The organism is Nostoc sp. DedQUE05 (assembly GCF_034530955.1).
In the GTDB taxonomy this organism is placed as follows: Bacteria; Cyanobacteriota; Cyanobacteriia; order Cyanobacteriales; family Nostocaceae; genus Nostoc.
The window spans coordinates 57,900-71,861 of sequence record NZ_JAVRCB010000008.1; the positions used below are offsets into that span (position 1 = coordinate 57,900).

10 protein-coding genes are annotated in these 13,962 nt (G+C 40.2%); 6 read left to right on the forward strand and 4 right to left on the reverse strand.

What is annotated here, in order from left to right:
• Nucleotides 1–128 precede the first annotated feature (128 nt).
• Both RMZ42_RS07860 and RMZ42_RS07865 read right to left on the reverse strand, forming a co-directional pair.
• Nucleotides 129–932 carry a PEP-CTERM sorting domain-containing protein gene (locus RMZ42_RS07860; RefSeq protein WP_322670883.1) on the reverse strand — a complete coding sequence of 268 codons (804 nt, stop codon included), beginning with the start codon at nucleotides 930–932 and terminating at the stop codon, nucleotides 129–131.
• Between the two features lie 426 nt (nucleotides 933–1,358).
• Nucleotides 1,359–2,798 carry an AAA-like domain-containing protein gene (locus tag RMZ42_RS07865; RefSeq protein WP_322670884.1) on the reverse strand — a complete coding sequence of 480 codons (1,440 nt, stop codon included), beginning with the start codon at nucleotides 2,796–2,798 and terminating at the stop codon, nucleotides 1,359–1,361.
• Between the two features lie 474 nt (nucleotides 2,799–3,272).
• Here RMZ42_RS07865 and RMZ42_RS07870 point away from each other — a divergent pair, with 474 nt between their 5' ends.
• Nucleotides 3,273–4,823, forward strand: coding sequence for a PAS domain-containing sensor histidine kinase (locus RMZ42_RS07870; protein WP_322670885.1), 1,551 nt, complete (start codon nucleotides 3,273–3,275; stop codon nucleotides 4,821–4,823).
• 372 nt (nucleotides 4,824–5,195) lie between these two features.
• On the opposite strand, the gene RMZ42_RS07875 is transcribed toward RMZ42_RS07870, so the two are convergent.
• Nucleotides 5,196–6,683 (reverse strand): SIMPL domain-containing protein, encoded by a 1,488-nt coding sequence (locus RMZ42_RS07875; protein WP_322670886.1) that lies wholly within the window; start codon nucleotides 6,681–6,683, stop codon nucleotides 5,196–5,198.
• A gap of 339 nt (nucleotides 6,684–7,022) precedes the next feature.
• Between RMZ42_RS07875 and RMZ42_RS07880 the strand changes: the two genes are divergently transcribed.
• The 4 genes from RMZ42_RS07880 to RMZ42_RS07895 all read left to right on the forward strand — a co-directional run bounded on the left by RMZ42_RS07880 (nucleotide 7,023) and on the right by RMZ42_RS07895 (nucleotide 11,210).
• A complete protein-coding gene (locus tag RMZ42_RS07880) occupies nucleotides 7,023–7,622 on the forward strand; it encodes a cytochrome b/b6 domain-containing protein (protein ID WP_322670887.1) in 600 nt (199 codons plus the stop codon).
• 112 nt (nucleotides 7,623–7,734) lie between these two features.
• The gene (locus tag RMZ42_RS07885) at nucleotides 7,735–9,168 is read left to right on the forward strand and encodes a bifunctional orotidine-5'-phosphate decarboxylase/orotate phosphoribosyltransferase (RefSeq protein ID WP_322670888.1); all 1,434 of its coding nucleotides are present in this window, start codon (nucleotides 7,735–7,737) and stop codon (nucleotides 9,166–9,168) included.
• Between the two features lie 120 nt (nucleotides 9,169–9,288).
• Nucleotides 9,289–10,389 (forward strand): AI-2E family transporter, encoded by a 1,101-nt coding sequence (locus RMZ42_RS07890; RefSeq protein ID WP_322670889.1) that lies wholly within the window; start codon nucleotides 9,289–9,291, stop codon nucleotides 10,387–10,389.
• Between the two features lie 119 nt (nucleotides 10,390–10,508).
• Nucleotides 10,509–11,210, forward strand: coding sequence for a serine/threonine protein kinase (locus RMZ42_RS07895; protein WP_322670890.1), 702 nt, complete (start codon nucleotides 10,509–10,511; stop codon nucleotides 11,208–11,210).
• Between the two features lie 183 nt (nucleotides 11,211–11,393).
• On the opposite strand, the gene RMZ42_RS07900 is transcribed toward RMZ42_RS07895, so the two are convergent.
• Nucleotides 11,394–11,684, reverse strand: coding sequence for a DUF433 domain-containing protein (locus RMZ42_RS07900; protein WP_322670891.1), 291 nt, complete (start codon nucleotides 11,682–11,684; stop codon nucleotides 11,394–11,396).
• A gap of 252 nt (nucleotides 11,685–11,936) precedes the next feature.
• On the opposite strand from RMZ42_RS07900, the gene RMZ42_RS07905 reads away from it, so the two are divergent.
• Nucleotides 11,937–13,847 carry a GTPase family protein gene (locus tag RMZ42_RS07905; protein WP_322670892.1) on the forward strand — a complete coding sequence of 637 codons (1,911 nt, stop codon included), beginning with the start codon at nucleotides 11,937–11,939 and terminating at the stop codon, nucleotides 13,845–13,847.
• The last annotated feature ends 115 nt before the right edge of the window (nucleotides 13,848–13,962 follow it).

The following is a 13,962-nucleotide window of genomic DNA, read 5'->3' on the forward strand; positions in this document are numbered from 1 at the left end:
AATTAATAGATAAATAAGTTCGTAGTAAGGACTTTAGTCCTTATTGTCTAAGATTATTTGCTCACAAGGCGCTGACGTTTACAATTCAGCTTCAGCCTTGTGAGCTTTTTTACAACAGGCTTTCAGTTTTAAAACGTCTTCCTAAGTCCGCTGTCTTTTCTTCTTTTCAGAACGATACCAAAACTAGCTACCATCAGAGTTCCGATAAGGGTAGCGGGTTCTGGAATAGAAGTTTCATTTATAGGTACTATGATTCTTAAATTTGCCAAACTAGCATTAGTTATGGTCAAGGATGTTACGCCTGGGAAACCTGGAATATCAGACTGGAAATCAAAGACCGTGGGAGTTAAATTACCATTGGGATTACTATATCGCTCCCCATATCCACTCACTTCAAAAGTACCTTGATATTTCTTTCCGGTATTTGGGTCAGTGACAGTACCAGTGTAGAAAGCTTTTGTAAGATTAAATTCATCTTGAACTACTCCTTGAAATGTGGTTCCTGACAATTGTCCCTGGTAAAGAAAGGTAGTCAATTGACCACCAGAAAGCACCGGCGATGTCAAAACACCATCAAACGAGACAATTGGAATACCTTTAAAGTCAACAAAGTGATGCAGACTTCCATCGGAGCGTGTTTCTACCTGTAAATAGTCTGATTGGTATACAGGAACATAATTAGGATTATTATTAGTACCTAAGTTCCGGTAATAAGTTCCAGTATCATCCGTATCAATACGAGTAATACTGTTATTGAAATTGGGATTATTTCTGGGAAGTTGGATAGTTCCTGATAATGTACCAGTGCTTTCAATTGTGATGAATTGAGCAGCAATTGCACTTGCTCCACTCATAGCGATCGCTACTGCCGCAAGACAACTGCTGCTAACAGCTGCAAAACCTAGATTAATCCCTAATAAACTCACTTTCATTAACAAATTGTTCCTTTATTTGTCGATAGTAAATACACCTAATATGCTGAGATTAATTGCAAGTTTATCTCATGCATGATTTATTATTCCCAAGCTAGTAATGGAAGTTTCATCGACAAAAAAAGTCTTATCATTTGCTATTTTTAGCAAAACAGAATAAAGGCGTCAGAAGTCAGAATTCAGAATAAATTTTGTGCAACTGCTGGATGAATTAAGGGGTTTAACACCTCCACTCAATCTGCATATTTAGTGGTAAACAAAACAGTGGCGGGTCTGAATTCCCCACTGATTCATTCTGACTTCGGAATTCAGAATAGCTGAATTATTCTTCATATCGCAAAAAATCAGTGATATTAGAGTGTTTTGACGAGCAAAATTTTGCCACTCAGTTTGCAGGTAGCTTTCAAAGTAGCAGTGATTAACTAATTAAGTTAGTTCATCTAAACTAGAGAGGACGGACAACTGTTGATTTTCTTGTTTCAATTGTTCAACATGAGTATTATTGAAATGCTCACTTTTTTTGAGATATTGTTGGAAATATAACCGATATAATTCACACGCAGGAGTACTGCGTAGGCGTAGCTTGTCGTAGACATCGCCTTCTAAATTAATTAGCCCTATACTTTGTAATTTATATGCCAAGCTTGGCTCTAATTTTACATAATTTGTAGTATTAATCACTTCATAAAAAGCATCTCCCAATTCTGGCTCATCTCGAAGTGCTAGTACATACTGCTTTAGACACTGGTTATAAATTCCGGCTTCTGTGGGTGCTTGTTGCAATAACTGTCCTAAATCTCCTTTTAATCCGCCTTTACCCACAATGTGATACAATGCCAATCGCACCAAATAAGGATTTCCTCCCACCATTGCCATCAAACTATCGGCATCTTCACCATCTGTCCAATCCAAGCCGTGACGTTGTGCTAAATCCTGCACTTGCTCTTTCGTAAAGGGAGGTAAATTAATTGTCAAACCAATATTAAATAATGGCGATTGAGTGAGTTTTATGGGAACAAGAATTTCTGTTGAATAAACCAGAACCAGACGCAGTTTTTGCCAAATTTCTACCCTTTTAGCTTGTTCATACCACGATCGCACTAATGGTAGCAGCTCTTGAGCAATTTCCTGATACTCAAATACCCAATCCACCTCATTTAATACTAAAACCAGGGGACTTGAGAGCGCAGACAGTAAATATTTTTGGAAATAGATAGAGCAGCTGACTTTGCTACCCATATCTTCATCCCAATAATCATTGAGTTGTGGTTCTAGCTGTAACTCCCGACTAACATTGACACAGAACCAGCGCAAAAATTTATCCAAACTGGCAAATACTGCTTTGTCTGCTTGCTCAAAATCCAAAGTTACGGTGCGAAAGCCTTGCTTGTTAGCGCGTGCAAGCAACCGCAAAACCAAAGAGCTTTTCCCCATCTTTTTGGGTGCTTTGATGCAAATTACACTCCCAGGTTCAGCCATTTCTGCGTAAGCGAGTTCTTCAATTGGCGGTCGAGGGATGTAAAATCTGGAATTAAGAGATACTGGGCCACTAGGAAATTCTAAGGATATCGCTGTGGCGGCTCGATTGAATTCCTTAATAAACTGCTGATGCGCTTCGCTAAAATGGTGATTTTCTAGAGTGTGGCGAAAGTTGGATTTATGTATTGGTTCTTTGTAAAAATTACTCAGTACTTGCCATAAATGAGCAGCGATTTTCTTGACACGTTCCTCGCCGTAGTGCGCTTCACTAGCTATATTGGTGTAGGTTTCTCCTTCCCACGAAGAACGCAATATCAACTCTTGGAGCGTCGTTAAACCGGTTGCTTGACTGGCTTTTAGTAGCAATACTAGTTCATCTATAGTCATTACTCATTGACTCTAATTCAGTATGATATTTTTTCACACCATTCAGCTTTAAAAGTCAATGTCGGCTGCCTTTTATGCATAGCAGCCAGCTCTGACTCAAAAAGCTACAAAAAAGCCTTGACAATTTTTTGCATCCTGAAATTATTTAGCGTGATTCAATCATAGAAATTTTTTTACAAATTTTTCGGGCTTTTTAGGTAATTATATGTGACTTGAACTACTTTTTTTAGACATATCTTAGAATGTAGATGCACAACAATGTAGCGATTTTTTCTAAGAGATTGCTATTGCGATCGCAACAGAGGTTACATTCTTCTAAATTCCATCCCAATTTATGATATGGGCTGATATATTCCTGACCTAAGTTACAGCCTAATAAACCAACTAGGCGATTTGTCCATAACTGAATCGTCAGGGTGCTAAAACAGCGTAGAGAGAAAGCTACAGAATATCTTCCTCATCGTACCAGCAGCTATGCATATCCAAGAACCCGCTACTCATGAATCAGAAGCTCCATTTTCAGTACAAGATTCTCAGAGTTTCCCAGAAGCCAAAGACTTATCTCTAGAAAATTTAGATACTTGCCAATGCTCACAAGCCGCCTTACAAATGGCATTAATCGCTAGTGGCTTGGGGTTGTGGGATTGGAATCTGGTAACTGACAAAACCTATTATGATTCCCAATGGAAAAGCATCCTGGGATATAAAGTAGAGGAAATCGACAACGATTATAAATCCTTTGAACAACTGGTACATCCACAGGATTTACCAAGAATTCGTCAGGTATTGCACGATTATCTCCAAGGATGCATACCTGTGTTTGAAGTCGAATTGCGAATGTTGACTAAATCCGGGGAGTGGAAGTGGATTTTGACTTGTGGCAAAGTATTCCAACGGGATAAATTCGGTAAACCAGTGCGGATGGTGGGAACGCACAAGGATATTAATCAGGATAAGGCGATGTCTACGACGGGCTGCGCCTACGCTACTCAACAATACCAACTATTTGAACAACTCCAAAGAGAAATTGCTCAACACCAGTCTACCGAAGACCAAGTTAAGGAAAAATCACAACAGCTAGAAACTACCCTCGAAGAACTCAAATATACTCAAAAGCAGTTATTGCAGAACCAGAAAATGGCTAATCTCGGTCAACTGGTGGCGGATATGGCTAACGAAATTAACAACCCCGTTAACTTTATTTCCAGCAATATCCATACTGCTAGTAAATACGCTGAAGATTTAATCAGAATTATTGAACTTTACCAATATTACTATCCCACGCCTACCCCAGTTCTTGCCTTACATTTGCAACACCTTGACCTTGGTTTCGTGAAGACAGAATTTTTTAAATTACTGTGGTCAATGCGAGCCTGTTCTGAGCGTGTGAAAGATATTGTTTTCGCTTTGCGGAATTTTTCTATCTCTGACGAAGGTCAAATGAAAAAGGTTGACATACATCAAGGATTTGATAGCGTTCTCAGGATTTTGCAACATCGTCTCAAAGAAAAACCTGATAGAGCAGAGATTAAAGTAATTAAAACCTTTGGGAAATTACCCTTAATTGAGTGTTACCCTGGTGAACTCAATCAGGTATTCATCAACATTTTAACTAATGCCATTGATGCTTTAGAAGAAAGGATGAAACACGATCATTCTTTTACTCCAAAAATTTTGATTCATACAGAAGTTGTTAGCAGTCATTTATCATTGGTCAATAATCATGAACCTTGGCTAAATGACAAACTACTAGGGAAAAAGCACAAAGTTATCATTCGCATTTTTGACAATGGCAAAGGTATGCTTCCCCATATCCAAAGACATATATTTGAACCGTTTTTTACAACCAAGCCAGTAAGCAAAAGTCAAGGACTAGGGTTATCAATTAGTCGGCAAATTATCGTTGAAAAACATCAAGGTAAACTTAAGTGTAATTCTCAATTAGGTCAAGGGACAGAGTTGGTGATTGAGATGAATACAACAGCAAGACACTATGCCGCAATTAGAAAACACGCCAACTTTTAGGTAATGAACGAATGGCACTAAGTTAAGATACAGCCCTTACTCCAACTAGTTCCCAGTCTCCAGGCTGGGAACGAGGATAGAAACACGCCAACTTTTAGGTATTTAACTTTGGGGAGAAGGTGTTAATTTTTGCAAGTCGATGCATTAACAAGGCGGCCGCCGCATTCACAATGCAAGTCGATGTATTAACAAGGCGGCCGCCGCATTCACAATACAAGTCGATGTATTAACAAGGCGACCGCCGCATTCACAATACAAGTCGATGCATTAACAAGGCCGCCGCCGCCTGCCTCAACCAAAAAATTCCTTAACCGAACGGTATTGAGCGCGGTGTAGTCCGCCACGTGCTTGTGTAACTTGCATAAGTCCTGATTAAGCAAATTGCTGCAATCCATTAAGAGGTAGATCGAGAATCACTCCTGAATTTGCAGAATAACCGATATCTAGAGAAACACTTGCTTTTACCGTCTGAGAACCACCAATTATAGGAGTTGTAGAAACCCTATCTGCTGTTAAATTAGACACCAAGGGAGAGGGTCTAGGATTATCATCTGAGTTGATATCAATGTCAATAATCTCTCCGGGGGTTAACTGCAAGGTACTAAAAACACTCTGAGCTTGAGCTTTAGCATCTTTGACAGCTTCGCTCAGAACTTGCAAGCGTGCCTGCTGCAATGCTTCGTCTGAGGCAGTGAAGCTGATATTCTGTATGACATTTGCGCCTGCTTGAATAGCTTTGTCAATTGCTGCTCCAGATTGAGTTGTTGGTAACTCAAACTCAAGTGTGTTGAGACCTTCAAAACCTGTTAGGGTTTGAGTACTATTTTCATAACTATAAACAGGATTTAGTTGAATAGATGTAGTTTGAAGTTCTTGCGCGCCAAGCTTTTGCAAGACATCAACTACCGCACTTGAACGTTGAGCAACAAGTTGTTGAACTTCGGTTGCAGTTTTTCCCTGTATTTTAATCCCCAATTCTACATCAGTTAACGTGGTCGCAACATTAACCTCTCCTTGACCAGTAACTTCCAATATCTGAGGAGTTTTTGGAGTGGTGCTACCAATCAAAGAATCGGCGATCGCAATACCCAAATTTCTCACACCGATGAGATTATCAGTAGCCGAAGCAAGAGTCCCTGCTGAATTTGGAGAATAACCTATATCGAGAGAAACACTAGCTTTTACCGTCTGAGGACTACCAATTATAGGAGTTGTACTAGCTAATGCAAAAGTCCTATCTGCTGTTAAATTAGACACCAAGGGAGAGGGTCTAGGATTATCATCTGAGTTGATATCAATGTCAATAATCTCTCCGGGGGTTAACTGCAAGGTACTAAAAACACTCTGAGCTTGAGCTTTAGCATCTTTGACAGCTTCGCTCAGAACTTGCAAGCGTGCCTGCTGCAATGCTTCGTCTGAGGCAGTGAAGCTGATATTCTGTATGACATTTGCGCCTGCTTGAATAGCTTTGTCAATTGCTGCTCCAGATTGAGTTGTTGGTAACTCAAACTCAAGTGTGTTGAGACCTTCAAAACCTGTTAGGGTTTGAGTACTATTTTCATAACTATAAACAGGATTTAGTTGAATAGATGTAGTTTGAAGTTCTTGCGCGCCAAGCTTTTGCAAGACATCAACTACCGCACTTGAACGTTGAGCAACAAGTTGTTGAACTTCGGTTGCAGTTTTTCCCTGTATTTTAATCCCCAATTCTACATCAGTTAACGTGGTCGCAACATTAACCTCTCCTTGACCAGTAACTTCCAATATCTGAGGAGTTTTTGGAGTGGTGCTACCAATCAAAGAATCGGCGATCGCAATACCCAAATTTCTCACACCGATGAGATTATCTGTGTTAGCCATCTTATTCTCCTTGCTTAAAGGATGTTTGATACCTGTTGATGTTTTAATCTTAAATGATGTCTAAAAAGTAAACCGCGTTTATCACCAATACATACTGGATAAAAAACGCTCTCGCATTCGCCAGCCAAAATCTGAAGTCTCAGTATAATTATTGCTTTCAACTGTGCTTTAGACCTTGAAACTTTAGTTTTAATTGATACTCTTCACCTCCAGCCCCACTTCGACTACGCTCAGTGACCACCTGTCTCCTAACTCCAGCCTTTCTTGGTAATACCCACCCAAACTTGCTGGGCTATTTACCCAAGACAAATAAACAACAAATTTTATCAGTCAAAATTTATGACTTCCAACGTTCCCTCTCCAACTCGAAAGCGACCCACTCAAGCAATAGGAGCCAAAATTTTTCACTGGTGTAACATCATTAGTCTATTTATCATGCTCACCAGTGGACTACAAATTTACAACGCTAACCCTGTTTTTGGTGGACGCGCAGGTTTGCACATTCCTCCAATATTTACTTTAGGAGGTTGGCTTGCAGGAGGTAGACACTGGCATTTTGCAGCAATGTGGTTATTTTCGCTGAATCTGTTGTGGTATGGAATTTACATTTTAATTACCCGACGCTGGCGACATCGCTTTGTCGGTGCTAATGACTTGAAAGCATTACAAAAAACTCAAAATTCCCAACGCCTAATTTATGCATGGCATCGGATTGCTTATACAGCAATTATTCCTATTTTGCTGCTGGCATTATTTACAGGAATAGGAATGTATAAACCTGCTCAATTTTCCTGGATTGTGGATTGCTTTGGCGATTGGCAAGCATTGCGAATTGTTCACTTTGCCTCAGTGCCGATGGTTATCTTATTTGTAGTAATTCACTATCAATTAGGGCGTAAGGCTGGTGGTACTGAATTAACAGAATCAATGTTTTTGTAAACAAACTATGTCAGGGAGATAAATAAACGAGAAGACAAACGAGCGATAACTAATGACTAATGACTAATGACTAATGACTAATGACTAATGACCAATAACTCTTTAAAAGAAAATGAACTTTTTTGATAAATTGAATAGAAATATCTTACAAAATCAAAGCTTACTATTTGTAGGACTCGATCCAAATCCAGAGATGATGCCTGGGCGTTATGAATCTGAAGAACTGATTGCTGGTTTGGAAAAGTGGTTACAATTCATTATTGCGGAAACTTCTGATTTCGTTTGTGCTTATAAACCGACACTTGGCTTTTACGAAGCATTAGGTATTCCTGGTTTAGAACTACTGTACAAAACTTTAGCAGCGATTCCAGCCCATATTCCAGTGATTTTAGATGCCAAACACAGTGACTTAAATACTAGTAGCATCTTTGCCCAGACTGTGTTTACACAATGGCAAGTGGACGCAATCACTCTCAGTCCTTATACAGGACAAGATCACATAGCACCTTTTTTAGTCTATCCTGATAAAGCAGTATTTATTTTATGCTGTACTTCTAATCCAGGTGCAGAAGCTCTACAGCAATATCCGACAAACGAATCACCCCTTTATTTACAAGTGGTAAAAGAATCAAAAACCTGGGGAACTCCAGAACAATTGGGTTTGGAAGTGGGAACTACAAATCCTGAAGTTTTAGCACTTATTCGAGCAGTTGCACCTGAACGAATCATTATGGCGCGTAGCATCTGGGCGGAGGGACAAAACCTGAAACAAATTTTAGAAGCTGGCTTGAATAGTAATGGTGATGGTTTACTGATTCCTATTCCTCAAGATATGTTGGTAAATATCGAATTATCAAAAGAAGTCCAGTCATTACGTGCAGAAATTAATCAAATCAAAACTGAAATTATTTCCGAAAATTCTACTTGTTCTGTGTGGTTTCCTGATGTTTGTTTTCTAAATCAGCACCCCCACCAAGATTTGATTTTACAACTTTATGATATTGACTGCATTATGTTTGGCAGCTTTGTCCAAGCATCAGGAGCGATATTTCCTTATTACATCGACTTACGCAAAATTATTTCCAATCCCCAAGTTTTTAATCAAGTTCTCACAGCTTATGAGGATATTTTGAAGAATCTAAATTTTGATAGATTAGCAGGTATTCCCTATGGTTCATTACCGACTGCGACTGGTTTAGCTTTGCGCCTTCATTGTCCGATGATTTTCCCGCGTAAAGAGGTGAAAGCACACGGAACTCGGAGAGTAATTGAGGGTAACTTTCATGCTGGTGAAACAGTTGTAGTGGTTGACGATATTCTCATTAGTGGCAAAAGTGTTATGGAAGGGGCAGGAAAGTTGGAATCAGCTGGATTAAAGGTTAATGATATTGTGGTATTTATCGACCACGAACAAGGAGTGAAAGATAGGTTACAGCAAAATGGTTATCGTAGCTATGCGGTTTTAACTATTTCGGAAATTACTAATACTCTGTATCAAGCAGGGCGAATAAATGAGGAGCAATTTTTAGCTTTTGCTGAAAGTTAATCATTGGAATAATGGGAAGTGGAGCGTCGGGAAAGATTTTTCTTGTCTACTTCCTCTTGAGCAAATTTAATTACTCGGTTAAATCTCGTAAATAGAATAATTTTCACTTTGAAATTAATTATGAATTTTCCACTGAACCAATTACTTAGATGGTTAATTTTTACGCTGTTATTTCCTCTAGTATTCCTCAATGGTTGGCTAGCATTTTTGCTGATTAAAAACTTTCAACCTGTTGTCACAATTCTTGTATTGGCTACCTTGCTTGCATTTATTTTAAACTATCCTGTTTCGATTCTCCAACAACGGAGAGTTAAACGCAGCTATGCAGTAGCATTGGTTTTTATATTAGCATTGGTAATTGTTGTGGCTTTGGGTATCACTTTAGTACCCATTGTTTTAGAGCAATTCAATGAAATGGTTAAAGTCTTTCCCCAATGGATTGATTCTAGCGAAGAAAAACTTCAGATTCTCAATAATTGGTTTTTTAAACATAAATTAAATGTAAATTTAAGTCAGCTATTAGCACAAGTAACTGACCAATTACCTAATGAAATCGAGTTTATTTCAGATAAACTTTTAAGTATTATCATAGATACAATTGATAGTGTTTCTGAGGCGTTAATCACAGTAGTACTAACTTTTTACTTGTTGTTAGATGGGCCAAGAATTTGGGAGGCGATATTTAAGAAATTACCTGGAAATATTGCCCAGCAGATAAGCCAGTCTATTCAGCAAAACTTCCAAAATTACTTAATTGGTCAGGTAAGTTTGGCTTTGTTGATGGGTGTTTCTATAACATTATTATTTTTAGCTTTTCAAGTCCAGTTTGGTTTACTCTTTGGTTTAGGAGTTGGACTTTTGAGCTTAATTCCCTTTGGTGATGTCGTCAGTCTGGTTTTAATAACTTTAATAATAGCGTCACATGACTTTTGGCTAGCAGCTAAAGTTTTTGCGGTAGCTGTTGTTATCGATCAGTTAATCGATCAGGCGATCGCACCCCGTCTTTTAGGCAAATTTACTGGCATTAGACCAATATGGGTATTAATTGCTTTGCTTGTAGGAACCAATGTTGGCGGAGTCTTGGGTTTACTAGTTGCGGTACCTGTAGCTGGTTTTATCAAAGATGTAGCAGATGGTTTTTCTAAATCTGCTAATTCTGATAACCTGGGTGAGGGTGAAGCAGGATCGGAATTGTTGATAGAAAAATCAATATCGCAATGAGTTTTGGATAAAAATTGCCATCTTTACTGTTAACGGTAAGTAGCAACGGTGTCATTTAGGTCGTAATTCACTCAAGTCAACCTTATTCCCAAACCTCGTAAATTGGCTAAGGAATTAATATGGACAAATTGCCCCTAAAACAGTTAGTCAAAAGCATTTATCAGGAACTACTGCCTAGATTACAGATTGAAAGTGTCAATCCCCATAATCCAATTAAGGTCAGTTATCTTCCGCAACCTTGGCGCCTGCTTGGCAAAGGAAACTACGCCGCAGTATTTTATCACCCCGATTCCCCTGACTGTGTAGTTAAGATTTATGCCCCAGGACGGCCAGGTTTTGAAGAGGAAGTAGAAGTTTACCACCGTCTAGGTTATCATCCAGCCTTTTCTGAGTGTTTCTACGCCAAGGATGGGTTTTTAGTCTTGAAACGGCTTTATGGAACAACCCTCTACGATTGTATGCACTTTGGTTTACTAATTCCCAAGCAGGTAATAAAGGACATTGATGAAGCTCTTGACTATGCGCGAAGTTGCGGACTCCACCCTCATGATGTCCACGGGCGTAATGTCATGATGTACCAAGGGAGAGGATTAGTTGTAGATATATCAGATTTTCTGCATCAAGAAGCTTGCTCAAAGTGGAATGACCTCAAAAAGGCTTACTACTGGTTATATTTGCCCGTGTGTTACCCACTGCGACTGCGCGTACCATACTTTGCCTTAGATATCGTCCGCAAATTTTATCGCTTGGGAATTTCTGTTAAAAATTTTTGTTACCAACTACCCTTAAGATTAACTAATATTAAGTATTTAAAACGTTAATATAGGACTCATATTTGATTTTTGAAAAAAACTCAGTACAGCTTTATTCCTTCTTCCCAGTCCTCAGTCCCTAGTCCCTACGATTAATTCAGAAATCAAATCAGATTGCTATAGCTTTTATTAATATAAGCACTCAAAAATACTAGTTGGTTTACCACTCATCTAAATACAAACGAATTTGGCTCACTGTCTCTTCGCCGTGTACTCAACTTCCAAACGGTCGTATTCTTCAATTTCTGCGGCAATCTCCGTGTCAATTACTTCCTGGTTAGCATAGTAGTAAGCTAGCGCTGCATAAACTTGTGCCAACATTAGCTGTGGTCTTTGGACAACGATCTCTTCTGGTTTCATGCCTGCGTTGAAATCGATCGCAATATTATGTACCGTAATCCGGTGTCCTGCAATCCGAGGGCGACCACCACAGGTTCCGGGTGTGCTGACAATCAGCGTGCCAATGTCGGTAATTGTTTGCATAGCTTGTTTACTAAATTTTGCTCTCATAGACAACTGAGCAATTTTAAACTTCTTCTAATCTAGAAATATAAATATCCAGTTGTTTATTTAGCTACCTACAGCAAAATAAAACATTTATCCCTAATAATTAGGAGTCTACCATTAATCCCAGAAAACCAAACATCCTGCCTGCATTGGAGACGATAGACTTTTTATAAGAGTAATTTTGACAAAAACTCGAATTTCCCAACATTTCAAAGCAGGTATGGGGCAATGGTGCGGTTAAAACTGTGGCAGTGGGTAGTCTTAGCAATTCCGATCGCGTTTATCATCATTTTCTTATTGGTGTCTGCCGGTTCACAAATTCACGCGTGGGGCATTAATTGGATTTGGGGTGTATTCACCGTTTTATTTGTTGGTTGGCGTTGGCTGCTAGTCAAATGGACTCAACCAGCTGTTAACGAGGTGGAAGCTGTATTAACTGAAGTCCGTGAAGAACTGGAATCGACAGCAGAGGATACTGTAGAGCTACCAGTGGGAAGTGACACCACAAAACTTGCACAAACCGCCCTTCAAGAAATTCTCCAAGCAGCACAAAGCGATCGCCCGATTTGGGAAGACTGGCAAACTTTTTGGACGCGATGCCAGGATTTAGTTGTAGCGATCGCTCATATCTACAATCCTGAAGTTCAATATCCCCTGTTGAATATTTACGTCCCCCAAGCTTACGGGCTGATTCGGGGAACGGTGGATGATATGGATCGGTGGATGCAAAAGTTATCCCCTGTCCTCAATCAGGTAACGGTTGGACAAGCATACCAAGGATATGAAGTCTACCGAAAGTTGGAACCATCGGCTCGGAAATTCTGGAAAGCTTGGAACTGGGCACAGTGGATCTTAAATCCGGTGGCGGCGGTGGCAAAACAAGCCAGTCAGGGTTCTAGTAACCAAGCAACTCAGCAATTATTGGGGAATTTGAGCCAGTTATTCCGGGAAGCTGCCTTGAGAAACTTATGCCGACAAGCGATCGCACTTTACGGACGTAGCACCTTACCAGTTCCAGCAACCGTAGCTTCTCCAGCAACTTTACCCAAGCCAAAAACTCAAACACTCCGAGAAATCCTGACTCAAGCTCAACCAGCCAAGGCGGTTGAGCAAAAACCCGTAAATATTCTGCTGGTGGGGCGCACGGGATCGGGAAAAAGTAGCCTGATTAATACGCTATTTCAGGCGGATCTCGCAGCAGTTGACGTTTTACCTAGTACCGATCGCATTCAGAGTTATCAATGGCAGACTGAAAGTGGCGAAACTTTGACGCTTTTAGATACACCTGGTTACGAACAAGTCAACCGTGCCGAACTCCGAAATTTAGTGCTTGATTATGCCATCAATTCAGATTTGCTGCTGTTAGCTACTCCTGCCCTCGATCCTGCCCTGCAAATGGATGTGGACTTTTTGCAAGACATCAAAGCAGAAGTTGCAGATTTACCTGCGATCGCGATCGTCACCCAAGTAGACCGGCTGCGTCCCATCCGCGAATGGCAACCGCCTTATGATTGGGAATGGGGCGATCGTCCCAAAGAAATTGCCATTAGAGAAGCCACTGAGTATCGCGCCAAACAGCTAGGAAACTTCTGTAATCTAGTTTTACCAGTGGTTACAGGCGACAGCAAAACAAATCGAGTTGCCTGGGGAGTAGAAGCGCTATCCTTGGGATTAGTGGATGCGATCGCACCTACCAAGCAACTCCGTCTCGCCCGCTTTTTGCGTAACCTAGAAACTCGCATCGTCGCCGCCGCCAAAATCATCGACCACTACACCTTCCAAATGACGACAACACAAGGATTAACGGCATTGCTCAAAAGTCCCGTCCTTCAGTTTGTTTCTACCCTCTCAACCGGATCTCCAGCTTTAGCATATATGCTGGCAAAGCAAATTCCTGTGGAACAGTTGCCGATTGTAATTGGCAAACTGCAAATGGGATATGAGCTTTTCTCGCTCTTGAACCCTAACTCGGTCAACTTTGAATTGCTAGCCCTTTGGCCGCTACTGCTGGAAAACACCGCTGCACCCGATCGCAATGCCTGGGCATTTGGTCACGCTCTAGTGGAGTACTGGACTCAAAATTTGACGGTTGAACAACTCCGGGAGCGATTTGAGTATTATTTAGCGATCGCCAAATAATTTGTCTGCATTAGCAATGTCTACGAAGGATTGTGACGCATCTTTGATTTTCTTGCAAATACTACGTCTAAATAACGAGTTTAATCTGTTACGTAATCCCCGTAGATTAAACACC